The organism is Magnetospirillum sp., from assembly GCA_027532905.1.
Lineage (GTDB): Bacteria > Pseudomonadota > Alphaproteobacteria > CACIAM-22H2 > CACIAM-22H2 > Tagaea.
Window position 1 is genome coordinate 807,131 of the sequence record JAPZUA010000001.1, and the last position, 23,723, is coordinate 830,853.

Genomic DNA, 23,723 nt, shown 5'->3' on the forward strand with positions numbered 1-23,723 from the left:
TGTAAGAAGAGGGATTCGTCGGACAAACACATGAGTCCATTCAGAGTTTTTCGTGTTGCAATTTCTCTAAAATTCGAGTTAATTTACACATTATTAACCCTTCCGACCTATCCTGCGGGCCATGGACATTTCGAAGCTTCCGCTGTTTGGCATGATTTCGCGCCGGATGGACTGGCTCAGCCAGCGCCAGACCGTGCTGTCGCAGAACGTCGCCAATGCCGATACGCCGAACTACCAGCCGCGCGACTTGAAAGCGCTCGATTTTCGCGCCGAGCTGCGCGGCCAGATGTCGCGCTTGGCGCCAGCCACGACAAGCCAGTCGCATCTGACGAGCCGTACCATCTCGGGCCCCAACCGCGAAGAAAAGCAGCGCCCGACCGAAACCACCTTGTCGGGCAACTCGGTGCAGCTCGACACCGAAATGATCAAGGTCGCCGACACGGCGATCGACTATCAGATGACGACCAACATCTACCGCCGCCAGCTTGCGATGCTGCGCACGGCCATCGGCCGCACGCAATAGACCCCGTTCCGGAAAGGCCTCCCCAATGGATCTGCAAAAAGCGATGCGCGTTTCGGCCTCCGGCATGGCGGCCCAATCGACCCGCATGCGCGTTATCGCCGAGAACCTCGCGAACTCGGATTCGCTCGGCGAAACGCCGGGTGCCGAGCCCTATCGGCGCAAGACCGTGAGCTTCCGCAACGTGCTCGACCGCCAGCTCGGCACCGACACAGTGCGCACCTCGCGGATCGGCACCGACAAGAGCGCGCTTGCGCGGCGCTACGAGCCGAACCATCCGGCCGCTGACGGCGAAGGCTACGTGCTCGCCCCCAACGTCAACAATCTGATCGAAGCCATGGACATGCGCCAGGCCCAGCGTTCGTACGATGCGAACATCAACGTCATCGAAACCTCGAAGAGCATGATCACGCGCACGATCGACTTGCTGCGCAGCTGATCCGTCACGCGAGAGTCCACCCCGATTAAGGAGTTCCATTGATGGCCATCACCTCGCCCTCGCTTGCCGCCGCCGCCTACCAAGGAGCCGCGCGCATCGCGCGCCCGGGAAGCGGCGAGGCAGCCGGCGAAGCGGCGCCCGCCGGTGCCGATTTCGGCTCGATCCTCGCCCAGGCATCTCAAAGCGCGATGCAGAGCCTGAAAGCGGGCGAGCAGGCAAGCTTGCGCGCCCTTGCGGGCAAAGCCGACATCGGCCAGGTCGTGCAGGCGATTTCGGCGGCGGAAACCACCCTGCAGGCGACCATTGCAGTGCGCGACCGCGTCGTGCAGGCTTACCAGGAAATCATCCGCATGCCGATCTGACGTTCGGCAGCGCGTTCCAAAGGCCAAGGTCCATGAACGCCACCGACGTGCTCGAGATTTCGCGCGACGCGATTTGGGTCATGCTCAAGATCTCGGCGCCGCTGATGCTCGTGGCCCTCGTGGTCGGCCTTGCGATCAGCCTCGTGCAAGCACTCACGCAGATCCAGGAGCAGACGCTCACCTTCGTGCCGAAGATACTGCTGCTGTTCGTTGTGTTCGTGCTGACGATCCCGTTCATGTCCACGACCTTGGTCGAATTCACGCGCGAGCTGATGGCCAAGGCTGTCGGCATCGGTGCGAGCGGCTAGGCGATGGAAGCGCTGGCCCAGAGCCTTGCGGCAGCTTTGCCTGCCGAAATCTTCGCCTATTTCCTCGTGTTCGTGCGCGTCGGCGCGGCCTTGCAATCGATGCCGGGCCTCGGTGAAATCTCGATCCCGCAGCGCATTCGCTTGGCCGTCGGCCTGCTGTTGACGGTCGTCGTGGCGCCCGTCGTCGGCCCCACCTTGCCGCCTTTGCCCGAATCCGCGATCTTGATGGCCGGTCTTGTCCTCGGCGAAACGCTGATCGGCATCTTCATCGGTCTCGCCGGGCGATTCGCGATGTCAGCGCTCATCGTCGCAGGCTCGATCATCTCGCAGCAGATCGCCCTCTCCTCGGCAACGTTGTTCGACCCGAGCTTCGGCCAGCAGGGTGCGGCCGTCTCGGCTTGGCTCGTGGCCGTCGCACTTACGATCGTGTTCGTGACCGACCTCCACCATCTGATGCTGCGCGCAGTGGCGGACTCCTACGCGCTGTTTCCGGCCGGCCAATTGGCCCCGCTCGGCAGCTATGCCGAGGCTTTGGTGCGCTGGACCGCGCACAGCTTCCTCATCGGCGTGCAGATGTCGGCGCCGTTCCTGGTGTTCGGCCTCGTGATCAACCTCGCCCTCGGACTCATCGCGCGCCTGCAACCCGCCATCCAGGTGTTTTTCATCGCCCAGCCTGCCTTGATCGCGGTCGGCTTGCTCGCGATGGGCTTGACGATCGTGGCCACGATGCAGGCCTTCGAGCGCGGGCTGCTCGACAAACTCGAACCGCTGCTGCTGGTCCCGTAGGGAGCCGCCATGGCCGAAGAAGCCGAAGACGATGCGTCAAAAACAGAAGAGCCAACAGCCAAAAGGCTGGAAGACGCGCGCGAAAAAGGCCAGGTCGTCGCCAGCCGCGAGATCAATCACTGGATGATCTTTTCGGGTGCGACATTGGCGGCCGTCTTTCTCGGCACGTCGATGTGGCAGAACCTGTCCAAAAGCCTGCGCCCCTTCCTCGACCGGCCGCACGAATTTTCATTCGAAGGGGCGGGCCTGCAGCGCGTGATCGCAAGCGCCTTGTTCGATCCGCTGCTGGCGATCCTGCCGCTGCTGGCGATCCTGATGGTGGCTGCCCTTGCAGCCCAGCTCCTGCAGAACGGGCTGCTGTTTTCGGCCGAACCGCTCATTCCAAAATTCAGCAAGATTTCGCCGTTCGCCGGATTCAAGCGCCTCTTCTCGAGCCATTCGATCGTCGAGTTCCTCAAAGGCCTCGCCAAAATCACGATCGTCAGCATCGTGTGCTGGTACGCGCTCGAAGGCGAGATTGCCAACGTCTCGCGCTTCATCGACATGGAGCCGCTCGAACTCATGCGCGTGATCGGCAGCCTGTCGCTGGTCGTAATGGTCGCCGTGATCGCCGTCATGACGTTGATCGCGGGCGGCGACTATTTCTACCAACGCTTCCAGCACTACAAGCGCCTGCGCATGTCCAAGCAGGAGATCAAGGACGAGTACAAACAGTCCGAAGGCGACCCCGTCGTCAAAGGCCGCATCAAGCAGCTGCGTATGGAACGCGCGCGCCGGCGCATGATGAGTGCGATCCCCAAGGCCACGGTCGTGGTCACCAACCCGACCCACTTCGCGGTCGCTCTGCAGTACGACGACAGCACGCCAGCACCGATCTGCATCGCCAAGGGCAGCGACCTTATCGCCCTCAAGATCCGCGAACTTGCAGCCAAACACCAGGTGCCGGTCGTCGAAAACAAGCCGCTGGCGCGGGCCCTCTACGCCACGGTCGAGATCGACGCCGAAATTCCGCAGGAGCACTACAAGGCGGTGGCCGAAGTGATCAGCTACGTGCTGAATCTGAAAAAGCGCTTGGCGCCGAAATCGGCACCGGCAAACGCACCGCGCTGAGACTCAATTCGACGCCGGATTGGGTGCCGTGTCGTAGGTCGGCACCGAGGACGAAAAACTGTTGAGCAAACGCGCAAACCAGCCCGGCTGCTCGCCTGCGGCGGGTGCCGACTGTGCCGGCGTGGAAGGTGCCGCATTCACCAACAGCGGCGCTTCGTCCGGCAGGACCGAGCCGGGCACGGCACGCGCGGGCAAACCGCGATGGGCTTCGACCATCACCGCCTTCCACAGGCGTGCGGGCAGCGAGCCGCCGGTCGTGCGTTCCATCTCCTCGCCGTCGTCGTTGCCGAACCAGGCCCCGCCCACGAAATCGGCCGTGAACCCCACGAACCACGCATCGCGATAGTCGTTGGTCGTGCCGGTTTTGCCGGCTGCCGGATGGTCGAACGCGGCTGCGCGCCCGGTGCCCGAGGCGACGACGGCCTGCATGAGATCGTTCATCGTCGCCAGCGCGGCACGGCTCATCACAGGGCCGGGGCCTGAGCCTTGGCGGCGATAGAGCACGTTGCCCGACGTGTCGCGGATTTCCGCGATCGCGTGGGGCAGCACGCCGTTGCCGCCGTTGGCAAAGGCCGCGTAGGCGCCGGTGAGTTCGAGCAGATTGACTTCGGACGAGCCCAACGCGGTCGAAAGGTTGCGCTGGATGGGCGACGCAATGCCGAGGCTGCGCGCGGTGCGCACGACATTGTCGATGCCGGCCTGCTGGGCGATGCGCACGGCTGAGGTATTGACCGAACGCGCGAACGCCTCGCGTACCGATATTTCGCCCGACACGCGATTGTCGAAATTGCGCGGCCGCCACGTTCCGATCTGCACCGGCGTGTCGGCGATGCGCGCGTCCGCCCGCAAACCCTGCTCGGCGGCAGCCAGATATACGAACGCCTTGAAGGCGGAACCCGGCTGGCGGCGCGCATCGACGGCGCGGTTGAACGCGCTCTGCGCGTAGCTGCGCCCGCCGACCATCGCCAGCACGGCACCGTCGGGACGCATCAGCACGAAAGCGCCTTGGCTGACTTCCACCTTCGGCCCTTCGCGCGCCAGAATATCTTCGAGTGCGGTTTCGGCCGCGCGCTGCAGGCGGCTGTCGAGCGTGGTCACGACCACGAGATCGCGCGTCTGCGTGCCGACGAAGCCCTGCACCTTGTCGGCAAGCCAATCGCTGAAATAGCGCCCGCTGCGCAAGGCCGTCGCGTTGGCAACCGCGATCGTACCCAGCGGCAATTCGCCGGCTGCGAGGCGCTGCGCCGGCGTGAGGAAACCGGCTTCGACCATGTTGTCGAGTACTTCGGCCGCACGATTGCGCGCGCGCGCAACGTTCGCCGTCGGCGCCAAGCGCGAGGGCGCTTTGAGCAGCCCTGCGATCACGGCGGCCTCGTGCGCGTTCACAGTGCGCGCCGATTTGCCGAAATAGCGCTGGGCTGCCGCCTCCACACCGTAGGTGCCCGCACCCAAATAAACACGGTTGAGATAGACCGTCAGAATCTCTTCTTTAGAAAAACGCCGCTCGATCGCAAACGCGAGCAGCATTTCCTGGATCTTGCGTGCAGCACTGCGCTCGTTCGTAAGGAACACGTTTTTGGCGAGTTGCTGGGTAATCGTCGACCCGCCCTGCACCACACGGCCTGCGCGGAAATTTGCGAGGGCGGCACGCGCAAGCCCCTGCGGATCGATGCCGAAATGGCTGTAGAAGCGCCTGTCCTCGGTCGCCAATACGGCCATCGGCAGCCAGGGCGGCATTTCCTCGAGCTTCACAAGCCCGCCGAACAGATCGCCGTATGTCGCGATCGTCTCGCCGGCGGGATCGACGAAGACGAGGCTCGGACGGCGCTCGAACACGTTGATGCGCTCGAACGGCGGCAGCGTGAACCAGAAGAACGCCAGCACGCAGGCGCCGGCTGCACCCGTCCACAGCCCGGCAACGAATCCCCATTTGAGCGCAACGGCGAGGACGCGCCGCAGCAGGCTCGGACCTTTTCGTGCGCGCGCGGGCTTGGCGCGGCCGGGCTTGGCGCTGCGGGGTGAAGTTTGCGCGCGCGCATCCGGATCGGCGTGCAGGCCGTCGCCGGACGAGGCTTTCGGCGCCGAACCCGCGAGGCGCGGCTCGCGCCGCTCGCGACCTTGCTGTTTGCGAATCGACATCGACGCGATTTTACACGCGATTGCGGCGAAGTTGCGTCGTGCGCCCGCGCTTCGTGCGCGCCACGAACGCGACCAACCCGCCGCCCGGCGGCCCCTGATGCTCGGCCCCGCCCGAGACGAAGGCGAAGGGCACGCCCGTCGCCGCCACGATCGTACCGGCCAACGCCCCGCGCACACGCCGGAAGGCGGGCTGCGAGGGGTCGGCTGCAAGCCCGAGGGGCACGCCGCGCAGGATTTCGTCCGCCGGCGGCCCGCCTTTGGCGATCGTCGCAACAAGGCGCTTGGCGTGCACGCGCGATAATTGCGGGCGGGCGCGCAAACCAAGATCGCCCAACGCCGCGACTACGGAAGGCAGATCGACCCAATCGGCCATCGCACGATGGGCGATGCGCAGATCGCCGACCCAGGCCGCGCTGTGGCCGAGTGCGACGACCTCGAAGCTCGGGAATTCCGCGGCCGACGACACGGCGACGCGCGCACTCCAACGGCCCATATCGCGGCGGCGCCACGCGCGTGTTGCAGCCGCAAGGCTAAACTCGCCAAGCGCCACGGATGCGCCAAGGGCCGTTGCCGCCCGTGCGCGCGATATGCCCTCGGCCCCTTCGCCGGCAGGCCCTTTGATCAGCACAAGATGCGTGTCGCGCGCGCGAAGCTTCGCCTCGCGCAAAGCAGCACGCACGCTGGCGGCCGCAGCCGAAATGAGCCGCGCATCGCCCAGCATCGTTGCGGCGATCGGCTGCGACACGTGATGTGCAATCGCCAAAGCAGGGCTGTTCGCCGTCTTGCCGGCGACCGTGCGGCGCGACAACACAATCATATGCGGTGCTGCCGACGCCTCGATGCCGCCCGAAACGACAAACGCCACGCGGGCCGCAACCGCACTGCCCGCAACGCCCAGATGGCGCGCCAGAATGCGCGTCGCGGCTGCAACGAACGTCTTGCGCGACCGATCTTTGGGACCGCCATCGCCCTGAGTCTTGGCGAGAATGGCGACGACGTCGCGCGCTGCCGGCTGTGCTGCAGTCAACGCTGCTTCAAGGGCACTCAAATCGTCGAGCCGCGGCAAGGCGAGTGCCAGCAGATCGGCTTTGCGGAATTGGGCTGTCATGGTTTTTGCAAAGCTCGCCCGTACAATTTTCGCGCCCATCGAACGGAGAGCCCGATGCCTGTCTCGAAAACGATTCTAACGGCCGCCACCCCCCTCGCCAAGCCCTTGTCGCGGCGGCATGTTCTGCTGGCGGCGGCGGCTGCCAGTGTGGCGCTGGCAAGCCCCGCCGTGCATGCGCAAACCCGCACGCCGATCCGGATTACGCTGAATGCGCCGCGCGATGGCTCCAACGCTGCCTTCTTTTACGCCGCCGCCAAAGGCTACTTCGCCGAAGCGGGCGTGGAAGCGACCCTCGATCCGTCACGCGGGGCCGGCGATTCGATCCAGCGCGTGGCCAGCGACACCTACGATTTCGGCTTCAGCGACTTCACGGTGCTGGTTCAGTTCGCCGCGCGCAATCCGGACGTGACGCCGATGGCAGTTGCCGCCCTCTATACGCGCTCGCCGATCTCGATCATCAGCCTTGCCAAGTCCGGCATCTCGGCGCCGAAGGATCTCGAAGGCAAAAAGCTCGGGGCACCGGCGACCGATGCGGGCTTCCTGCTGTTGCCCGCCTTCGTGCAATCGACTGGCATCGACCGCTCGAAGATCCAGATCGAGACGATCGACCTCACCTTGCGCGAAGCGGCCTTGGCGCAAGGGCGCGTCGATGCGGTGACGGGGTTCGATTCGACGACGTTGTTCAACTTGGCGCGCGTCGGCATTCGCAAGGAAGACGTACGCTTCCTCTATTTCTCGGACTACAAGCTCGATTTCTATTCGAACGGCCTCATCGTTTCGCGCAAGTTCCTGCGCGAGCGCGAGCCGTTGATTGCGGGCGTGGTCGCCGCCTTCGTCAAAGCCTGGCGCGAGACGGTCGCCAACCCGGCCGCAACCGTGGCGGCTCTTGCAGCATCCGATGCGCTCGTCGATGTGCCGCTCGAGGTCGAACGCCTCACTTGGCTGCTGTCGCACCAGGTCGTCAACGAAGAGAGCAAGCGCCTCGGCATCGGCACGCTCGATCCCGCACGCTTCGCCCGCGGTATCGACCAGGTTGCGGGTGCGATGGAACTGCCGCGCAAACCCACGGTCGCCGAGTTGTGGACCGACAAATACTTGCCGGCTCCTGCCGCCCGCCAGATCTAGGGCGGCAGGGTCGGCATCGCACGACGCAGTGCTGCGGCGGCGCGTCTGGGTCTAGACGCGCTTGCCGCTGGCCGCGTCGAACACGTGCAAAAGGCCCGCTTTGGGGGCGAGCGAGATCGCCGCACCCGGCGTGAAAGCGTGGCGCTCTGTGAACACGGCCGTTGCCTCCGTGCCGACGATATCGACCAGCACCAGCGTTTCGGCCCCGGTCGGCTCGATGACCTTGACGGTCGCAGGCAAGCCAGCACCCGTGGCGTCAAGATCGAGATGCTCGGGCCGAATGCCGACGCGCACGGCCGCACCTGCGGCGGCGTTCGTCGTCGCCGGAAGGGCAATGCCGCCGGGCAGTTCGACGGCGGCATCGGCCCCGGAGCGGCGCACTTTGCCGTCGACGAAATTCATCGCGGGCGACCCGATGAAGCCGGCCACGAAGATATTGGCCGGATTATCGTAGAGTTCGAGCGGTGTGCCGATCTGCTCGACGATGCCGTCATGCATCACGACGATGCGGTCGGCCATCGTCATCGCTTCGATCTGGTCGTGCGTGACGTAGACGGTCGTGGTCTTGAGGCGCTGGTGCAGCGCTTTGATCTCGGCGCGCATCGCCACGCGCAATTTGGCGTCAAGGTTCGACAAGGGTTCGTCGAACAGGAACACCTGCGGGTCGCGCACGATGGCGCGGCCCATCGCCACGCGCTGGCGCTGGCCGCCGGATAGCTGCTTGGGGAAACGCTGCAGATAGGGCTTGAGATTGAGGATGTCGGCGGCACGCTGCACGCGCTTGTCAATCTCGGCCTTGTCGGCCTTCTTGAGCAGCAGCGAGAAGGCCATGTTGTCGTAGACGGTCATGTGCGGATAGAGCGCGTAGTTCTGGAACACCATCGCCACGTCGCGCTCTTTGGGCGGCAGGTCGTTGACCACGCGGGCACCGATCGCGATCTCTCCGCCCGAGATTTCCTCGAGCCCTGCGATCATGCGCAGCAAGGTCGACTTGCCGCAGCCCGAAGGACCGACAAGCACCACGAACTCGCCGTCCGCGATTTCGACGTCAACGCCGTGGATCACGGCTGTGTTTTGATAGGCTTTGCGCACATTGCGCACCGATACGCCGGCCATGTTTCGCTCCCTAATGTGCCCGCCTGTCCCTGACGATCAGGCCGGGGGCGTTCGGGATCGGCTGCGGTGTGCCCGCAGTCCGCCCGACGCCAGGAGCGAACTTTAGTCGGTATCGCGGCGGGGCTGCAATGCATTATCAGTCCGCCCCAAACGCACGAAGGGCGCGGGGCAGATCTGCCCCACGCCCTTCGATATCGCGAAAGACTCTCGCGCAGGAAGCGTTAGACGGCTTCCTTGAGGTCCTTGGCGGCGCGGAAGGCGATCTTCTTCGACGCCTTGATCTTGATCGCTTCGCCCGTGGCCGGGTTGCGGCCCATGCGCGCGGGGCGCTTGCGCACCTGGAAGATGCCGAGGCCCGGAATGCGGATCTTGGCGCCCTTCTTCAGGCTCTTGGTCAACGCCGCGACGAACGCGTCGAGGACTTCCACAGCCTGCTTCTTGGGCATCTCGTGCTTCTCGGCGAGCTCATAAGCAATCGCCTTCAGCGTCACAACTTCTTGTTTCTCGGCCATCTGCGGATAGGCCTCCTCTTAAGGGTTCTTGGTTGTCGAGGATTTTCGGCGTTGCGCGGGCTTTGAAAGCCGCGCGCGTGGCTTGAATCCCAGCTCCATGACGTCGCGCGTGCAGTCGGGGAACGACCCCTTCTTGCGTTCGCGCCGCCGCCCGACCGACCGCCCCCCGTGCCGCTAAACGGCGACTCGACTGCGAATCGAACAAGCAAACGTAAGCCCGGTATGCCGTCTCGCCCGATTCTTGGCAAGCAGGAAAATTGCGGAAATGCTTATGGAATCGACATTGCAGCGCTGCCACCATGCAACAAAGGTAGGTTTATCAGCAACTTCTTGGCGTCGCCGTGCGTCAGCTTACGGGCCTTGCGCAGCGCGTCCAGGTTTGCGCCGATGCCGTTCCTTGCGGGCGAAACAGCATTGCGTGCTCGCCCATCAGACGCATTTCGATTTCGAGTCCCGCTTCGACTTCGCCTGCCGGCGCCTTGTAGGTGAAACCGTGGCGCGTGTAACTTCCCTCAATGCGTGCACCGGCCGGCGTGGTCAAACGCGGGCCGTCGATCATGAGGCGCCGCTGGCCGACGGGAGCACACCATTCGCCGTCGATCGCATCAGCAACGGCCGGTACAGCCCCGACAAGCGCCAATACTGCACCGCAAAAAATCGCCATTTTCCGCATGAGGCCGCTCCCGCAGGTCAAGGGTCGAGGGGGCCTTCATTGTCGGACTCGAAATGGCGCTTGTCTAGAATGCGCGCGTCGCAACCTCGCAGTTTTTGAACGCGACGCCCGTGAGCCGGTTTAGGAACGTGCCGTGGCCCACGACCGCGATTTCGTTTTCGGGGCGGGCCGCAAGCCATTGGCGGAACGCGGCAACGCGGCCCTGCAGCAGCGGCTCGGGCTCTTGCACGATCGCGGTCGGGCGCACGGGATCGTGGTGCCACCACGGATCGTCGAGATGGTCGAAGGCAAGGTCGGGGAAGTCGGCCTTCAAGGCGGCCGTCGGCCGACCGATATCGCCCGAATGCTCGCATTTCTCGCGGTGCAAGGCTTCCACGTGCCAGCGTGCCGCATGGCCCGCAAACGCGTGCCGCGCCGTCTGGATCGCGCGCGTGAGCGGCGAGACGACGACGAGTTCCACACGCGCCCAGCGCACCGGATCGGCAAGCGCTTGGGCTTGCGTGCGGCCAAGCTCGGTCAGATGCGGATCGAAAATCATCGGATCGACGCGCGCGATCGAATCGAAGGCGGCGTTGAATTCGGATTGGCCGTGGCGGATGAGATGGACTGTTTTGGGCATAGGCGGTTCGATAAGGCAAAGTGCGGCCCGGCGCAACGACCGTTTCCGCCCAGCGAATGCTGCGTTCGCAAAAGCCCCCTTCCCTTTGCCGCGCAAAAACCCCACATCTTCCCTTGAGCAACCAAGCAACGGAACGTCCGATGACAGCCTCCGAAAGAAACGTCGAAAAAATCGTGCGCGGCCAGGCCACCAGCGACGGGGCCGGCGTCAAACTCACGCGCGTAATCGGCACGCACCGGCTACCCGATCTCGACCCGTTTTTGATGCTCGACGAATTCGGCTCGGACGATCCGCAAGCCTATCTCGCGGGCTTTCCCGACCATCCGCATCGCGGCTTCGAAACCGTGACCTACATGCTCGCGGGCCGCATGCGCCACGGCGACAACAAGGGCAATGTCGGCCTGCTCGAGCCGGGCTCGGTGCAGTGGATGACCGCCGGACGCGGCATCGTGCATTCCGAAATGCCCGAACAGGAAGAAGGGCTGATGCGCGGCTTCCAGCTGTGGGTCAATCTGCCCGCGCGCGACAAAATGTGCGCGCCGCGCTACCAGGACATCCCGCCCGCCGCGATCCCGGTTTTCGAGCCCGGCGACGGCAACCGGGTCAAAATCATCGCGGGCCGCTATGCGGGCATTGAAGGCCCGGTTTCGGCGGTCGCGACTGAGCCGCTTTATCTCGACGTGCATCTTGTCGCGCAGACCGCGCTCGCCGTGCCGGTGGCGGCCGACCATGCAGGCTTTGTCTATGTCTACGAGGGGGGCGCGGTCGCAGGCGACAAGCCGCTCGCCAAGGGCGAGCTCGGCGTGTTGGGCGCAGGCGACCGGCTCACGCTGCGCACCGGCGACGAGCCCGCACGGTTGCTGGTCGTCGCCGGCAAAAAACTCGACGAGCCCGTCGCCAAATACGGCCCCTTCGTGATGAACACGCAGGCCGAATTGCACCAGGCCGTCGCCGACTATCGCGCGGGGCGTTTCTAGCCTATGCGATCGCGTGGGCGGCCGTCTGCTCAATCGAGCAGAACGATCGCCTCCACTTCGAAGCGCATCGCATCGACCGCGAGTTTCGGTACCGGCACCAGCGTCTGTGCCGGCAATGTCGCACCGAACATCCGCACAACATTTTCGGTGAGGATGCCGAGCTTCGACATGTCGTGGTCGACGACGAACACCGTCAGCTTCACGACCTTGTCCGGGCGTGCACCGAGTGCTTCGAGGACTGCGCCAAGATTCGCATAGGCCTGCTCCACTTGGCCGGCGAAATCGGGCGCGAGAGTCCCGGTTCGGTCCTGTCCGCCTTGCCCCGAGATGAAGGCCAGCCGCCCGGCGGCGGGTACGACAACTGCCGTGCTGTAGCCATTTGGCGTCGGGTCGTGCAGGTGGGAGGGGTTGACGATCGTCGGCGCTGTACCGCTTGCGACTGTTCGTTCCTTGGAAATCATGGTCGTTCTCCTTGCTGAATTGACCAAGATCCGTCTAAAACAAAACGGTGCCAAAAACTGGCACCAAATAGGCTAGAGTTCGGGCATGAACGTCCGCCTCCGACACGACGCCATCGTGCGCCTGCTGCGACGCCGCGGAACGGCGACGATCGGCGATTTGGCCGCAGCGGTCGGAGCATCGCGGCGCACGCTCTTGCGCGACATCGCGGCATTGCGCGACCAGGGCTTCGTCATACATTCCGAATGCGGGCGCGGCGGCGGCCTGCAGCTCGACCCGCAATCGGTGCAGACGACGGCACGGCTGTCGGTGACGGAGGTGTTCGCGCTACTGATCAGCGTTGCCGCAATGCGGGCTGCACGCGCGTTGCCCTTCTCGGATCTTGCCGATATCGGGCTCGCAAAAATCGAAAAGGCTTTGCCACCCGACAAAGCGCGGGATCTGCGCCGCTTCCTCGATTGCCTGCATGTCGGGCGATTGTCGCCCAAGCAGGACATCTCGAACCTTGGCTCGATCGACCCAGAACTCTTGCCGGCGTTCGAAACGGCGTTCCTCCAGCGGCTGCGGCTGCGGTTCGGCTACCGCGATGCGAAGGGGGCGCAGACGCACCGAACAGTCGAACCGCAGGCCATGCTGATCCTGCCGCCAATCTGGTACCTCGTGGCGTGGGATCCCGCGCGCGCCGATTTCCGCCATTTCCGCATGGACCGAATCGATCGACCCGAAACGGTTGAAGGCATGCCGTTTCGACGACGGCACGTGCCGTTCGAAGACGACGTGTGCCCCTTCAGGGATTTGAACCGCTAACCGCCTTCGATTTCCGCGCGCAGCATCTCGAGCTCGAGCCATTCGTCTTCGGCGGCGACAAGGCCTGCCTGCACGGCCTCAAGCTCGGCCGAGATGCGCGCAAAGCCGGCCGCATCGCGCGCATAGAAGCCCGCGTCGGCAAGGGTCGCTTCGAGGGACGATATCTTGGCGCGCATCTCGTCCATGCGCCCCGGCAGGTTTTCAAGCGCGTGCTTCTGCTTGAAGCTGAGTTTACGCTTGGGCGGTGCTGCGGCGGATGAAGCGGCCGGTCCGGCGGCGCGCTTGGTTTGTTTGGCTTGAGAGCCTGCCAGCGCCTCGACGCCGCGCCCGCGCTGGGCCACCATGTCGGAATAGCCGCCCGCATATTCCTGCCACACGCCCTCGCCTTCGGCGACGAGCGTAGACGTCGCAACGCGGTCGAGGAAGTCGCGGTCGTGGCTGACCAGCAGCACGGTGCCCGCATAGTCGGCCAGAAGTTCCTGCAAAAGATCGAGCGTTTCGATATCGAGATCGTTAGTCGGCTCGTCGAGCACCAAAAGGTTCGAAGGCTTGGCGAAGGCGCGCGCCAGCATGGCACGTCCGCGTTCCCCGCCCGACAAAGCGGCCACGCGCGTGCGCGCTTGCTGCGGCAAAAACAGAAAGTCCTTGAGATAGGCGAGCACGTGGCGCGTACCGCCGCCGAGCGACACGGTTTCGCCGTGCCCGCCGGTGAGCGTATCGGCAAGCGTCGCGTCGGGATCGAGCGATTCGCGGCGCTGATCGAGCGTCACCATCGCAAGGCCCGTGCCGATGCGCGATTCGCCCGTGTCGGGTGCCAAAGCGCCGGTCAGCAGATTGAGCAACGTCGTCTTGCCTGCCCCATTCGGGCCGACGATGCCAACACGGTCGCCGCGCAGAATGCGCACCGAAAAATCGGCGACGACCTTGCGCTGCCCGTAGCTTTTGGAAATCCCATCGGCCGCAATCACGAGCGTGCCCGAGCCGTCGGCGGCGAAGCTCGACATTTTGAGCGTGCCGGGGGCGGCCACACGCGCGCGGCGCTGGGCGCGCAGCGCTTGCAATTCGCCCACACGGCGCACATTGCGCTTGCGCCGTGCGGTCACACCGTAGCGCAGCCAGTCTTCCTCGCGCGCGATCTGGCGCGACAGCTTGTGCGCTTCGAGCTCTTCTTGCGCCAGAATTTCGTCGCGCCACGCTTCGAAATGCGCGAAGCCCCGGCCCAAGCGCCGCGTGCGGCCGCGGTCGAGCCACACCATGTCGCGCGACAACGCTTCGAGAAAGCGCCGGTCGTGGCTGATCAGCACGAGCGCACCACGCGACGAAGCAAGCTCGCGCTCGAGCCAGGCGATGGCCGGCAGATCGAGATGGTTGGTCGGTTCGTCGAGCAGCAGAATATCGGGCGAAGGGGCGAGCAGGCGTGCCAAGGCCGCACGCCGCGCTTCCCCGCCCGACAGGCGTTGCGGGTCTTCCGCTCCGCTCAAGCCGAGAGATTCCAGCAGATAGCGGGCGCGATGGATGTCGCGATCGGCCCCGAGTTCGGCCGTTGCAAAGTCGAAAACCGTAGCATAACCACTCAGATCGGGCTCCTGAGCCAAATAGGCGCAAGTGGTGCCGGGCTGCAGAAAGCGCGAACCGCCGTCCGGCTCGAGCGAACCTGCCGCAATCTTGAGCAAAGTCGACTTGCCGGAGCCGTTGCGCCCGACCAAAGCAAGCCGTTCGCCTGCACCAACGGCGAGTTCGGCGCCGTCGAGCAGGGAAGGCCCGCCAAAAGAGAGGCGAATGTCCTGTAAATTGAGCAGCGGCGACGCCATCGCAATAAAGTCCGATTCCGACCGAATAAAACGCGGGGCCGAAGACTTATCCCAAGTGCTGGCTTGTTGCGAAGGTTTCCGGATGTTAATTTTTCCGAAATGTCTGCCCGTGCAGACTTGCGGGCTTACGAGTCTCCTCCCTCTTTGGCCCCTCTCATCGACCGGCCGCCGAGCAAAAGATGCAAGAGCTTATCCGCAAATACCATTCGGGCGCCTACGTGTTTCGCGAAAACGAGGACGGGGACTACGCCTTCATCGTGCGCACGGGCAAGATCCGCCTGTGCTGCCAGCGCGGCTACGACCTCAACACGCTCGAAGATCTGCACGAGGGCCGTCTGTTCGGCGAGCAGGCCTTCGTCGAGCGCACGCCGCGCCCGTCGGCGGCCGTGGCGATCGCCGAAAGCGAATGCTATGCGATCAATCGCCGCGAGTTTCTGACCAAGCTGCAGCAGCTCGACGGCGAGCGCATGCGCGCCCTGCGCAATCTTCTACTGTTCGTGGTGCGCGTGCCGATGTTCGACGCGCGCGGCGTGCGCGTGAAGCCAGAACTCGCGGCCGACATTCTGAAGCAAATCGCCGCTTTGTGCGTGTCGGACCTTGCTTTGTCGCTGACACGCACCAAAGAGCCGCTGATCAACCTTGTGGCCGAACAGCTGCGCTTCGAGGTCGAACGGCGCTTACCGCGCGAATTGCGCGCCGAACCGCCCCCACCACCCCCCTCGCCGCTGCGCGACAAGCTCGCTGCCAAAAACGCCGCACCGGCAACGCGGGTCGCACCAGCAGCTGCGCCAGCACCCGTGCCGCGCGCAACCGCTCCATCGGCTGCCCCGGCATCGACCGCCAAAGCGAAGAGTGCCTATCCCAGCTTCGACATGCGCAAGATTTAGGGTGCCCGCCAGCGCGCTTGGCGCGTGCCGCCCGTGTGCGTGAACAGAAGCCGACGATGGCCCTCAGCGCGCAGATAAAGCCATTCGATCGACACGACCTCGATCTCGACCACGACAAAACGCGCGAACGAATGTTCCGAATCGGCCGAGAAAGCCGCGTCGTCGGGTCCTTCCAGAAAAATGCCCGGCCCCGGTTCGATCGCATAGGTGCGGCGCGCACTCAAGCCTGCCGCCTGCCACGCGGCTTGCGCTATCGCGTCGGCACAATGCAGCACGGCACGGCCTTCGAGGCGCAGCTGCAGCTTGGCGTCGGCATCGTAGAAATGCAGCGCTGCGCGCCCGTCTGCGCCAAGCTCTGCGCATTTGGCCGAGCGCATGTCGCTGTGGAAGCGCGCGCGCGCGCAGGCCGCATCGGCGCCGCGCAGCACGACCGTGCGCGCACGCGGTGCGCCGTCGAGGCCGATGGTGGCAAGCGTGGGCGTGCGCCAGGCGTGGCGGCGGTCGCCGACGGCGGCGGCGAGCCTTGCCGCGATGTCAGAGAAAATTTCGTCGGGGTCTGCGGAGTTCACGCGCGGTTCCTCTGGCTTGAAACGCCCGCATGAGTATAACCATGCCACGCCACGCAAGACATCGGGAGATCGTGCAATGAAATGGGTCCGCGCCCGCCACGCCACACGCGAAATCTTCGGCACGCTAGAAGGCGACCGGCTGCTGGTGCATGCGGGCGACATGTTCGCCGGAGCCGCACCGACGGACGAAAGCCTCGCTTTGGCCGATCTCGTCTATCTGCCGCCGGTGCGGCCAGGCAAATTCATCGGTCTGTGGAACAATTTCCACGCGGCGGCCGCCAAAAACGGCTGGGCCATCCCGGCCGAGCCGCTTTATTTTCTCAAAGGGGCGAACGCGCTTGCGGCCCACCAGAGCGAGATCGCGATGCCCGGAGAAGATGTCGGGCGCATCTTCTACGAAGGCGAACTCGGCATCGTGATCGGCAAGACCGCGAAAGCGGCGACACCCGAACAGGCGGCAGCTTCGATCTTCGGCTACACATGCGTGAACGACGTGACGGCGTTCGAACTGCTCGCGCGCGATGCAAGCTTCGCGCAATGGACGCGCGCCAAGAGCTTCGACGGGTTCGGTCCGCTGGGCCCGGTCATGGCAACCGGCCTCGATCCGCAGTCGCTCGTCGTGCGCACGCGCGTCAATGGGCGCGAGCGCCAGAACTATCCGGTCGCCGACATGATCTTCAGCCCCGTCTCCTTGGTCGAACGGCTCAGCCGCGACATGACGCTCGAACCCGGCGACGTAATTGCCTGCGGCACGTCGCTCGGCGCCCTGCCGGTCAAGGCTGGCACGCTGGTCGAAATCGAGATCGACGGGGTCGGCGTGCTCGCCAACCGCTTCGTGTGAGAGGGGCTCAAGGGCGGTAGTGGATCGCGATCATTAGATGCGTGACGCGCGCGCCCTCGCCCAGCGGCAGCAGCAGGCGCGACCAGCCGAAATCCGTGCCGCGATGGCGCGCGATCTCGGTGTACAGATAGACGGGAGCTGCCGCCGCGATCGTTCTGTGATAGCCCGCCGCCGCTTTCGTGCCGACTTCGGGAACTTGGCTCACAATGTCCGACAAGCGTCGGCCGGTATAATCGTGACCGAGCCACGCCGCCACGGCAGAGCCGAAAATGCGGAACTGGAAATCGTCGTCGACCAGTTCGAGCAGATGCAGATAGCCGAGCCACGGCACGATGTCATCGAAGCTGAAATGGGCGCGCGGCGGCAGCGGATTGGAACCGCGCTTTTCGTTCCAGATTTCGGCCAGGCGCAGCAGCGACGGCGGCGCCTCGGTCAAGGGCAGCTCGATTTCGCCCCCTTCAAAGGCAAAACGCAGCTTGTCAGGAGAATTCATCTCACTCAGATGCCACAAAATGGTTAGACGTAGGTTAACGCGTCAGCGGATGAACTGATCGACATAGTCCGCCCCCAAGCCGATCGCGGCGTAGTGCGCGCGGCATTTTTCGATGCGCGTGAACACGTCGTCGTAGCCGGTGTTTTTGCCGTCGGGATCGACATAGATCATCGCCCCGTTGACCTGGAAAAATGTGATCATTTCGGGCACGTGCGCATCGACGACGAGCGTGTGCGTCTCGCCCGGCGCTTCGTACACGTAGCCGCCTTCGCGCGCGATCCAATCGTGTTCGAGATAGCGCCATTCGCCCTTCAGCACGAAGCCGTGCACGGGCTGAGGATGGCGATGGCGCGACAGCACGCCCGATTTGCGCACGCGTAAGAGATTGGTCCAGTAGCCGGCCGAAGCCGACAGCAGCAGCGGCCGGAAATCGACATTCGGCTCGAGCGGCACCCAGACGCGTTCGTCGGTCGGGATCGCGGGCGCGATCACGAGCTCGGGCGGCGAGTCCTTGGGCTGCTTATGGCGGTAGGGCTCCCACTTTTTGGCGATCGCGGCATCGTCCATGGTCTTCGCTCCTCTCGGGTCAGACGGCAGCATAGCCGCCATCGACCGGCAACACGGCGCCGGTCACGAACCCGGCCTCCTTCGACAGCAGAAAGGCAACCGGCCCGCCGAGTTCGGCCGGCTGGCCCCAGCGCCCCATCGGCGTGCGCGCCAGGATGGGGGCGGCGCGCGCGGGATCGCCGACGAGCGGGGCCGTGAGCTTCGTGTCGATCCAGCCGGGTGCGATCGCGTTCACGCGAATGCCATCGGCCGCCCACGCGGCGGCTAAGCTCTTCGTCAATTGCACGATGCCGCCTTTGGAGGCCGAATAGCCGGGCACATAAGGCGAGCCGAAATAGCTCAGCATCGAGGCCGTGTTGACGATCGCACCCTGTCCGCGCGCCAAAGCTGCGCGTGCCGCCACGCAACAGCGCATCGTGCCCACAAGATTGACCTCGAGCGTGCGGCGAAACCCATCGACATCGAACTCCACGCCGCCGCGCTGGATGGTACCCGCACAATTGACGAGGCCCGCGAGCGCTTCGAAGCGGCCCATCAAGGCAGCGACGGCCGCATCGTCGGTCACGTCGAGCAGAAGGGCGTCGATGCCGGTTTGCGGCTCGAACGCCGCAATCTCGGCCGCCGACACCCCGGTCGCCGTCACGCTGTAGCCGCGCATCGCAAGATGGCGCGCAATCCCGGCACCGATGCCGCTTGTTCCGCCGGTTACGACGATATGCCCAGCACTGATGGAGGCGGCGCTCATGCGGCCACCCCCGCGCGCGCGGCAGCGACTTCGGCCGCATTCGGAATTGGGGCGACGGCCCCGTAGCCTTGCGTCGATAGGGCTGCTGCAACGGCGGCATAGCGTGCCGCCTCGACTGGGTCGGCACCACGCGCAAGGCACGCCACGAAAGCGCCGCCAAACGTGTCGCCAGCCCCTGTCGCGTCCACGGGCTTGCACGGGTGCGGGGCAATGCGCACGCGCTTTTCGGGCAAGGCCAGCAGCGTGCCTTCGGCACCGAGCTTGAGGGCGACGATGCCGGGCCCCTTGGCGAGCAGAAGGTCGGCAAGGCGGTCGGGGTCGCGCTCGTCGTAGATCGCGGCCACGTCGTCGTAGCTCGGCAGGCAGATGTCGCATTGGAAGACGGCCGCATCGATGGCGATGCGCGCTTGCGCAAGCGGCCACAATTTCAGACGCAGATTCGTATCGAACGAAACCTTGACGCCGGCGCTACGTGCCGCCGCGATCGCGGCAAAGCAGGCATCGTGGGCACTCTTTGAGATCGCCAGAGAAATGCCGGAGAGGTGGAGAATTTTGGCTTCGGCGATCGCCTCAAGTGGCAGATCTGCAGGCGCATAGCGGCTCGCGGCCGAGCCTTTGCGGAAAAACGAAAAATGATGGCCGCCTGCATCGTGCGTGACGAAATAGACGGCCGTGAACGCGTCCGCACGTTTGCGCACATGCGCGTCGTCCACGCCCTCTTCGCGCCACAGATCGCGCAGCATGCCGCCATAGATGTCGTCGCCCAGCGCCGAGACGTAGCCGACCGACGCTCCTTGGCGGGCGGCTGCGATCGCGAAGTTCGACGAGTCGCCGCCGAAACCTTGCAGATAGGTGCGGCTGCCGGGTCCGCCGGTCTGATTGAACTCGACCATCGGCTCGCCCATGGCAAGAATTTCGCGCGTCATCTCCCTCCCCTTCGTCTTCTTTGGTGCGGCAGCTAGTGTCGCAAGGCCAAGCACCGAGCGCAAGATCGCGGCAAGAAGCGGGTGGGTCGGCGCGAACGCTCGCGCCATGTTCTTGCCACAACCGCAGACGGAGAGGCACGATGCCCCAAACGATACGCTACGCAACGGCGGCGGCCGACATCGGCTGCGTGCTGATTGCGGCAACCGACAAAGGCCTGTGCTGGATTGCCATTGGCGACAGCGACGACGAATTGCTGGCCGCCTTGTGCGCGCAATACCCGGCCGCCGAACTGCGCACCGCCGATGCGGAGTTCGCGCGCTGGTTCGGGTCCGCCCTTGCCGCACTCGAACAGCCGCATGTGGCGTGCAACGCACCGCTGGCGCTTGAAGGTTCGGCCTTCCAGCAACAGGTGTGGCAGGCCTTGCGCAACATTCCCGCGGGGCAAACCACAAGCTACAGCCGACTTGCCGCCAAGCTCGGCGAGCCACAGGCGACACGCGCGGTCGCCCGTGCTTGTGCCGCCAACCGTTTGGCGGTGCTCGTCCCCTGCCATCGCGTGGTGGCCGCCGACGGTTCGCTTGCAGGCTATCGCTGGGGGCTTGCCCGCAAAAAGACGTTGCTCGCCCGCGAGCGCGCGGCATGAGGCTCGATACGCTCGACTGGGCGGCCCTTGGCGCCGAACTCGACGCCAAGGGCTTTGCCGCCACACGGCCGATTCTGTCGGCGGCCCAATGCAAGGCGGCCGCCGCAAGCTACGACGACGACGCCTTGTTCCGCTCCACCATCGTCATGGCGCGGCACGGGTTCGGGCGCGGCGAATATCGCTATTTCGCCTATCCGCTGCCCGAACCCGTCGCTGGGCTGCGCGAGGCGCTCTATGCGCGACTCGCCCCCATCGCCAATGCGTGGCACGAAAAGCTCGGCAAGCCTGAGCGCCTCCCGGCAACGCATGCAGCGTTTCTGGCGACCTGTGCAGCTGCGGGCCAGACGCGGCCCACGCCCTTGCTGCTGCGCTATGGTACCGGCGACTATAATTGCATGCATCAGGACCTCTACGGGGTCGTGCATTTCCCGATCCAAGCGGCATTTTTGCTGTCGCGACCTGAGGCCGATTTTTCGGGCGGCGCGTTCGTGCTGGTCGAACAGCGCCCGCGCCAGCAGAGCCGCGCGCATGTGGTCCCACTTGCGCAAGGGGCATGCGTGCTGTTTGCGGTGAACGAACGCCCGGCGACCGGCACACGCGGCATTCATCGCGTGAAGTTGCGCCACGGTGTCGCCGAGATAAGCAGCGGCCAACGCCACACGCTGGGCGTGATCCTGCACGACGCGGCGTAAAGCGTTATGTGCCGCAGAAGGTCGCTTCGACGATCTCGTGCGGCAAAGGCGGGGCGGCATAGCGTGCGGCATGGACTTGCGGCGCATAGGGTGCCGTGACCACGCGCAGCAATGCATCGAGCGGTTCGAGATCGCCGTTGATCTCGGCCGCCGCCAGCGCTTCTCCGACGAGATGGTTGCGCGGGATGTAGAGCGGATTGCCCGCATCCATGCTGGCGCGCACATCGGCCAAGCCCCGGCCTTCGGCGGCGAGGCGTTTGCGCCATTCGCCGACCCACGCTTCAAGCCCTTCGGGAACCGGCCCGCCGCCAAGATGGGCTGCCAGATGCCGGAAGGTCAGCGTGAAATCGGCTTTATGGTTGGCCATCGCAGCCAACAGCCCGTCGATCAGCGACGCGTCGTCGGGCAGCGCCGTTGCGAGGCCGATCTTGGCGCGCATGCGCGCGAGATACGCGTCTTCGAACAGGCCCGCAAACGCGTCGATCGCGGCTTGGGCGCTAGCAACTGCCGCGTCTTCGTCCTCGCCCAAGAGTGGGGCCAAAGCTTGCGCCAATCGCGCCATGTTCCAATGCGCGATGCGCGGCTGGTTGGCGTAGGCGTAGCGGCCCTGATGGTCGATCGAGCTGAACACGGTCGCGGGATGGTAGTCGTCCATGAAGGCGCACGGGCCGTAATCGATCGTCTCGCCGGCGATCGACATATTGTCGGTGTTCATCACGCCGTGGATGAAACCCACCGCCATCCAGCGCGCGATGAGGTCGGCAGTGCGCGCGACGACGCCGTCCAGAAACGCGCGATAGGGCTGGGCCGCGTTCGCCGCAGCCGGATCGTGGCGTTGGATTGCGTAGTCGGCGAGCGCTTTGACCGCCTCGCCGTCGCCGCGTGCCGCAAAAAACTCGAACGTACCTACGCGGATATGGCTCTTGGCGACGCGTGCCAGCACCGCCCCCGGCAGGATCTGTTCGCGAAACACGCGCTCGCCCGTCGCCACAGCCGCAAGCGTGCGCGTGGTGGGGATGCCCAAAGCCGCCATGGCTTCGCTCACCACATATTCGCGCAAGACCGGCCCCATTGCCGCACGTCCGTCGCCGCCGCGCGAATAGGGCGTGCGGCCCGAGCCTTTCAAATGCAGATCGTAGCGCTGCCCATCGGGCGCTTTGAATTCGCCGACCAGCAACGCGCGTCCGTCGCCGAGCTGCGGCGAGAAATGCCCGAACTGATGGCCCGCATAGACGAGAGCCATCGACGCGGCCCCCTCGGGCATCGCGGCCCCGGCAAGCATCGCGACCCCGGCAGGGCTTGCAAGCCACTCGGGATCGAGCCCGAGTTTCAGCGCTAACGGCATGTTGAGGCGCAAGAGCTTAGGGGCCGCCACACGCGCAGGGTCCATGCGCGTGTAGAAACGTTCGGGTAGACGGGCGTAGCTGTTGTCGAAAGCAAGCATGGATCGAGTTTGCCCGAGCTGTCGGCAAAACGCCAAGGGGTCTCTCGCGGGCTAGCCCGCTTCAAAAGCCTTGGCCGTTCGGATAGTTTTGTCGATCTTCGCGAAAGGGAAAACGATGCGGAACTACCCCGAAACGCGCGCACCGGCCGATGCAGACGCGCGCCGCGCCATCGCACCTGTGGTCTGCTATCCGGTCGAAACCTTGCCGCAGCCCGACATGGCGCTCTATCACGCGGCACGGGCCGCGCTCGAGACCGTCGAGACGCGGCGCATCGAACCAAGGCAAGGCGGTTGCTTCAAAGTGCCGGCCGGCCATTTCTTCCGCATCCGCAGCGTCGAGGGGCCGCAGGTCGGCGATCTCAATCTGTGGAGTGCAGCCGACCTCGCCGAGCGCTTCTATTCCGGCAAGACGCGCGCCTTGCACGCCACGCATCTCAGCACCGGCGACCGGCTGTGGTCGTGCTTTCCCTATCTACGGCCCATGGCCACGATCACGCACGATACGCTCGACTGGTACGGTGTGGACGACTATGGCGGACGCATCCACGACGTGATCGGCACGCGCTGCGATCCCTACACGCACAATCTTCTGTCGGGCGGCGGCCAGTATCACCATTGCTGCCATTCCAATCTCAGTCGAGCGCTTGCGGCACTGCTGCAAAAGCCCGTGCGCGACGTCGAAAACCACGTGCACGACGTTTTCAATGTGTTCATGTGCACGGGCTTCGCGAGAGACACCGGTCAGTATTTCACCAAAGCAACGCCGGTACGGCCGGGCGACTTCATCGAGTTTTTCGCTGAGATCGATCTGATCGGCGCGCTCTCGGCATGCCCTGGCGGCGATTGTTCGACCGTGCAGGCCTGCGGCGAGGCCGCGTGCCATCCGCTCGATGTGGAAATTTTGCGCCCCGTGCCAGATGCTTTGCGGGGCTGGATACCGCCTGCGGCAAACGGCTACGCGCGCGATCATGCGTCTTAGCCGTTTTGCGTCGCGAATCGCAAAGTGTCCTTGCGGGGGTGCCCGCTTCCCGGCAGAGTTTCGGC

The 23,723-nt window shown here is 64.9% G+C and carries 28 protein-coding genes; 14 read left to right on the forward strand and 14 right to left on the reverse strand.

Going from position 1 to position 23,723, the window contains the following annotated elements; genetic code table 11:
* Window positions 1-121: 121 nt before the first annotated feature.
* From flgB to flhB, 6 genes are read left to right on the forward strand one after another with little or no spacing between them, the layout of a single operon-like run.
* Entirely contained in the window at window positions 122-523 is a 402-nt protein-coding gene (gene flgB / locus O9320_03890) for a flagellar basal body rod protein FlgB (protein ID MCZ8309969.1), read from the forward strand.
* 25 nt (window positions 524-548) lie between these two features.
* Window positions 549-959, forward strand: a complete 411-nt coding sequence (flgC, locus tag O9320_03895) for a flagellar basal body rod protein FlgC (GenBank protein MCZ8309970.1) — start codon at window positions 549-551, stop codon at window positions 957-959.
* Window positions 960-1,000: 41 nt separating this feature from the next.
* Complete coding sequence (locus O9320_03900; GenBank protein MCZ8309971.1) at window positions 1,001-1,321, forward strand: flagellar hook-basal body complex protein FliE; 321 nt, start codon at window positions 1,001-1,003, stop codon at window positions 1,319-1,321.
* Between the two features lie 32 nt (window positions 1,322-1,353).
* Window positions 1,354-1,629, forward strand: coding sequence for a flagellar biosynthesis protein FliQ (gene fliQ, locus O9320_03905; GenBank protein ID MCZ8309972.1), 276 nt, complete (start codon window positions 1,354-1,356; stop codon window positions 1,627-1,629).
* A gap of 3 nt (window positions 1,630-1,632) precedes the next feature.
* Window positions 1,633-2,415: a flagellar biosynthetic protein FliR gene (fliR, locus tag O9320_03910; GenBank protein ID MCZ8309973.1), complete on the forward strand. Its 783-nt coding sequence runs from the start codon at window positions 1,633-1,635 to the stop codon at window positions 2,413-2,415.
* A gap of 9 nt (window positions 2,416-2,424) precedes the next feature.
* Window positions 2,425-3,525: a flagellar biosynthesis protein FlhB gene (gene flhB, locus O9320_03915; protein MCZ8309974.1), complete on the forward strand. Its 1,101-nt coding sequence runs from the start codon at window positions 2,425-2,427 to the stop codon at window positions 3,523-3,525.
* Window positions 3,526-3,528: 3 nt separating this feature from the next.
* Here the strand turns inward: flhB and O9320_03920 are convergent, their stop codons facing one another.
* Together O9320_03920 and O9320_03925 are read right to left on the reverse strand one after the other, a co-directional pair.
* The gene (locus O9320_03920; protein MCZ8309975.1) at window positions 3,529-5,664 is read right to left on the reverse strand and encodes a PBP1A family penicillin-binding protein; all 2,136 of its coding nucleotides are present in this window, start codon (window positions 5,662-5,664) and stop codon (window positions 3,529-3,531) included.
* A gap of 10 nt (window positions 5,665-5,674) precedes the next feature.
* The gene (locus tag O9320_03925) at window positions 5,675-6,772 is read right to left on the reverse strand and encodes a ring-opening amidohydrolase (protein ID MCZ8309976.1); all 1,098 of its coding nucleotides are present in this window, start codon (window positions 6,770-6,772) and stop codon (window positions 5,675-5,677) included.
* 54 nt (window positions 6,773-6,826) lie between these two features.
* On the opposite strand from O9320_03925, the gene O9320_03930 reads away from it, so the two are divergent.
* The gene (locus tag O9320_03930) at window positions 6,827-7,897 is read left to right on the forward strand and encodes an ABC transporter substrate-binding protein (protein ID MCZ8309977.1); all 1,071 of its coding nucleotides are present in this window, start codon (window positions 6,827-6,829) and stop codon (window positions 7,895-7,897) included.
* 51 nt (window positions 7,898-7,948) lie between these two features.
* Here O9320_03930 and ugpC read toward each other — a convergent pair whose 3' ends face one another.
* The 4 genes from ugpC to O9320_03950 all read right to left on the reverse strand — a co-directional run bounded on the left by ugpC (window position 7,949) and on the right by O9320_03950 (window position 10,817).
* Entirely contained in the window at window positions 7,949-9,013 is a 1,065-nt protein-coding gene (gene ugpC, locus O9320_03935) for a sn-glycerol-3-phosphate ABC transporter ATP-binding protein UgpC (protein ID MCZ8309978.1), read from the reverse strand.
* Window positions 9,014-9,234: 221 nt separating this feature from the next.
* Window positions 9,235-9,525: an HU family DNA-binding protein gene (locus O9320_03940; GenBank protein ID MCZ8309979.1), complete on the reverse strand. Its 291-nt coding sequence runs from the start codon at window positions 9,523-9,525 to the stop codon at window positions 9,235-9,237.
* A 346-nt stretch (window positions 9,526-9,871) separates the two neighbouring features.
* A complete protein-coding gene (locus O9320_03945; GenBank protein ID MCZ8309980.1) occupies window positions 9,872-10,189 on the reverse strand; it encodes a hypothetical protein in 318 nt (105 codons plus the stop codon).
* A gap of 73 nt (window positions 10,190-10,262) precedes the next feature.
* Window positions 10,263-10,817, reverse strand: coding sequence for a histidine phosphatase family protein (locus tag O9320_03950; GenBank protein ID MCZ8309981.1), 555 nt, complete (start codon window positions 10,815-10,817; stop codon window positions 10,263-10,265).
* A gap of 140 nt (window positions 10,818-10,957) precedes the next feature.
* On the opposite strand from O9320_03950, the gene O9320_03955 reads away from it, so the two are divergent.
* Window positions 10,958-11,794, forward strand: coding sequence for a pirin family protein (locus O9320_03955; GenBank protein ID MCZ8309982.1), 837 nt, complete (start codon window positions 10,958-10,960; stop codon window positions 11,792-11,794).
* 29 nt (window positions 11,795-11,823) lie between these two features.
* Here O9320_03955 and O9320_03960 read toward each other — a convergent pair whose 3' ends face one another.
* On the reverse strand, window positions 11,824-12,255 hold the full coding sequence (locus O9320_03960; protein MCZ8309983.1) for a RidA family protein: 432 nt from the start codon (window positions 12,253-12,255) through the stop codon (window positions 11,824-11,826).
* An 85-nt stretch (window positions 12,256-12,340) separates the two neighbouring features.
* On the opposite strand from O9320_03960, the gene O9320_03965 reads away from it, so the two are divergent.
* Window positions 12,341-13,060 (forward strand): WYL domain-containing protein, encoded by a 720-nt coding sequence (locus O9320_03965; GenBank protein ID MCZ8309984.1) that lies wholly within the window; start codon window positions 12,341-12,343, stop codon window positions 13,058-13,060.
* Here O9320_03965 and O9320_03970 read toward each other — a convergent pair.
* Window positions 13,057-14,871: an ATP-binding cassette domain-containing protein gene (locus O9320_03970; GenBank protein ID MCZ8309985.1), complete on the reverse strand. Its 1,815-nt coding sequence runs from the start codon at window positions 14,869-14,871 to the stop codon at window positions 13,057-13,059. The two genes, O9320_03965 and O9320_03970, sit on opposite strands and share 4 nt — an antisense overlap.
* A 179-nt stretch (window positions 14,872-15,050) precedes the next feature.
* On the opposite strand from O9320_03970, the gene O9320_03975 reads away from it, so the two are divergent.
* Complete coding sequence (locus O9320_03975; protein ID MCZ8309986.1) at window positions 15,051-15,758, forward strand: cyclic nucleotide-binding domain-containing protein; 708 nt, start codon at window positions 15,051-15,053, stop codon at window positions 15,756-15,758.
* Here O9320_03975 and O9320_03980 read toward each other — a convergent pair.
* Window positions 15,755-16,327, reverse strand: a complete 573-nt coding sequence (locus tag O9320_03980) for a pyridoxamine 5'-phosphate oxidase family protein (GenBank protein ID MCZ8309987.1) — start codon at window positions 16,325-16,327, stop codon at window positions 15,755-15,757. The two genes, O9320_03975 and O9320_03980, sit on opposite strands and share 4 nt — an antisense overlap.
* A 76-nt stretch (window positions 16,328-16,403) precedes the next feature.
* On the opposite strand from O9320_03980, the gene O9320_03985 reads away from it, so the two are divergent.
* The gene (locus O9320_03985; protein ID MCZ8309988.1) at window positions 16,404-17,168 is read left to right on the forward strand and encodes a fumarylacetoacetate hydrolase family protein; all 765 of its coding nucleotides are present in this window, start codon (window positions 16,404-16,406) and stop codon (window positions 17,166-17,168) included.
* A 7-nt stretch (window positions 17,169-17,175) separates the two neighbouring features.
* Here O9320_03985 and O9320_03990 read toward each other — a convergent pair whose 3' ends face one another.
* The 4 genes from O9320_03990 to O9320_04005 are packed head-to-tail and all read right to left on the reverse strand — an operon-like array spanning window position 17,176 to window position 19,899.
* Window positions 17,176-17,661 carry a PAS domain-containing protein gene (locus O9320_03990; protein MCZ8309989.1) on the reverse strand — a complete coding sequence of 162 codons (486 nt, stop codon included), beginning with the start codon at window positions 17,659-17,661 and terminating at the stop codon, window positions 17,176-17,178.
* Window positions 17,662-17,703: 42 nt separating this feature from the next.
* On the reverse strand, window positions 17,704-18,228 hold the full coding sequence (locus O9320_03995) for a 2,4'-dihydroxyacetophenone dioxygenase family protein (GenBank protein ID MCZ8309990.1): 525 nt from the start codon (window positions 18,226-18,228) through the stop codon (window positions 17,704-17,706).
* Window positions 18,229-18,247: 19 nt separating this feature from the next.
* Window positions 18,248-18,973, reverse strand: a complete 726-nt coding sequence (locus O9320_04000; protein ID MCZ8309991.1) for an SDR family oxidoreductase — start codon at window positions 18,971-18,973, stop codon at window positions 18,248-18,250.
* A complete protein-coding gene (locus O9320_04005) occupies window positions 18,970-19,899 on the reverse strand; it encodes a sugar kinase (protein ID MCZ8309992.1) in 930 nt (309 codons plus the stop codon). The genes O9320_04000 and O9320_04005 overlap by 4 nt, the downstream gene beginning before the upstream one ends.
* Window positions 19,900-20,039: 140 nt before the next feature.
* Between O9320_04005 and O9320_04010 the strand changes: the two genes are divergently transcribed.
* Entirely contained in the window at window positions 20,040-20,543 is a 504-nt protein-coding gene (locus O9320_04010; protein MCZ8309993.1) for a methylated-DNA--[protein]-cysteine S-methyltransferase, read from the forward strand.
* The gene (locus tag O9320_04015; GenBank protein ID MCZ8309994.1) at window positions 20,540-21,235 is read left to right on the forward strand and encodes a 2OG-Fe(II) oxygenase; all 696 of its coding nucleotides are present in this window, start codon (window positions 20,540-20,542) and stop codon (window positions 21,233-21,235) included. The genes O9320_04010 and O9320_04015 overlap by 4 nt, the downstream gene beginning before the upstream one ends.
* 4 nt (window positions 21,236-21,239) lie before the next feature.
* Here the strand turns inward: O9320_04015 and O9320_04020 are convergent, their stop codons facing one another.
* Window positions 21,240-22,679 carry a YdiU family protein gene (locus tag O9320_04020; protein ID MCZ8309995.1) on the reverse strand — a complete coding sequence of 480 codons (1,440 nt, stop codon included), beginning with the start codon at window positions 22,677-22,679 and terminating at the stop codon, window positions 21,240-21,242.
* Window positions 22,680-22,794: 115 nt separating this feature from the next.
* Here O9320_04020 and O9320_04025 point away from each other — a divergent pair, with 115 nt between their 5' ends.
* Window positions 22,795-23,658, forward strand: coding sequence for a DUF1989 domain-containing protein (locus O9320_04025; GenBank protein MCZ8309996.1), 864 nt, complete (start codon window positions 22,795-22,797; stop codon window positions 23,656-23,658).
* The last annotated feature ends 65 nt before the right edge of the window (window positions 23,659-23,723 follow it).